The organism is uncultured Roseibium sp., from assembly GCF_947494555.1.
Lineage (GTDB): Bacteria > Pseudomonadota > Alphaproteobacteria > Rhizobiales > Stappiaceae > Roseibium.
In genome coordinates, this window is the sequence record NZ_CANLVF010000014.1 from 1 (window position 1) to 1,386 (window position 1,386).

The window sequence follows — 1,386 nt, forward strand, 5'->3', positions numbered from 1 at the left end:
CGGCCGGCCCGACCGGCACGCAGGAGGAGACCTATGGCTGAGTCCCAAGAGACCGCCGCACCCGAGGCACCTGAGCCCGGGGCACCTGAGCCCGGGGCACCTGAGAAGGACGAACGCGTCCGCGAGATGTCCTCTGTGCGCAAGGCCCTGATCCGGCCCGAACTGGGCGCGATCTGCGGCACGATCCTCGTCTTCATCTTCTTTCTCTCCATTGCCAGCGGCAGCGGCATGTTCGCCGCCGAGGGCATTGTCAACTGGGGCACGGTATCGGCCCAGTTCGCCATCATCGCCGTCGGCGCCTGCCTGTTGATGATCGCCGGCGAGTTCGACCTGTCGGTCGGCTCCATGATCGGCTTTTCCGGCATCATCATCGCGCTCATGAGCGTGCAATGGGGCTTTCCCACCTGGTTTGCCATTCTGGTCGCCTTCGCCGTGGCGCTCGCCATCGGCGCCCTCAACGGCTACCTGGTCGTCAAGACCGGCCTGCCCTCCTTCATCGTCACCCTGGCCTTCCTCTATATCCTGCGCGGCCTGACGATCTTCATTTCAATCGCCACCACCCGCAAGACCATCATCGGCGGCGTCAAGGATGCAGCCGAGGGCGATCCGATCGCCTGGATGTTCGGCGGCAAGGTCTTCAACTGGCTGTTTGTCTGGCTTGCCGATCTCGGCGTGGTCGGCAAGTTCGTCGCCGGACCCAAGGCCGGCCAGCCGGTGGTCGAGGGCATTCCCATGCTGATGATCTGGGCCGTCATCCTGATCGTCTTCGGCCATTTCCTTCTGACCCGCACCAAGTTCGGCAACTGGATCTTCGCCTCCGGCGGCGATGCCCAGGCCGCCCGCTATGTCGGCGTGCCGGTCAACCGGGTCAAGATCTCCATGTTCATGTTCACCGCCTTTTGCGCCACCATCTTCGCCACCTGCCAGGTGATGGAGTTCGGCTCTGCGGCCGCCGACCGCGGCCTCCTGAAGGAGTTCGAGGCGATCATCTCCGTGGTCATCGGCGGGGCGTTGCTGACCGGCGGCTATGGCTCGGTCATCGGCGCTGCCCTTGGCGCGCTCATCTTCGGCGTGGTCCAGCAGGGCCTGTTCTTTGCCGGTGTGGAAAGCTCGCTCTTCCGCGTGTTCCTCGGGGTGATCCTGCTGCTGGCCGTGATCCTCAACACCTATATCCGCCGCATGATCACAGGGGAGCGTTAAGATGTCTGATGCCCTCATAGAACTCGTCGATATCGAGAAGCATTTCGGGCCGGTGATCGCGCTGAACGGGGTTTCGGTCTCCGTCAGGGCGGGCGAATGCCACTGCCTACTGGGCGACAACGGCGCGGGCAAGTCCACCTTCATCAAGACCATGTCGGGCGTGCACAAGCCGACCAGGGGCAAGAT

2 protein-coding genes are annotated in these 1,386 nt (G+C 63.8%); both read left to right on the forward strand.

All coding sequences use genetic code 11. The features are described from left to right. Window positions 1-126: 126 nt before the first annotated feature. Window positions 127-1,200 (forward strand): ABC transporter permease, encoded by a 1,074-nt coding sequence (locus Q0915_RS32015; protein ID WP_299544548.1) that lies wholly within the window; start codon window positions 127-129, stop codon window positions 1,198-1,200. Window position 1,201: 1 nt separating this feature from the next. Then, the coding region (locus tag Q0915_RS32020) for an ATP-binding cassette domain-containing protein (RefSeq protein ID WP_299484416.1) at window positions 1,202-1,386 on the forward strand (185 nt) is incomplete at its 3' end.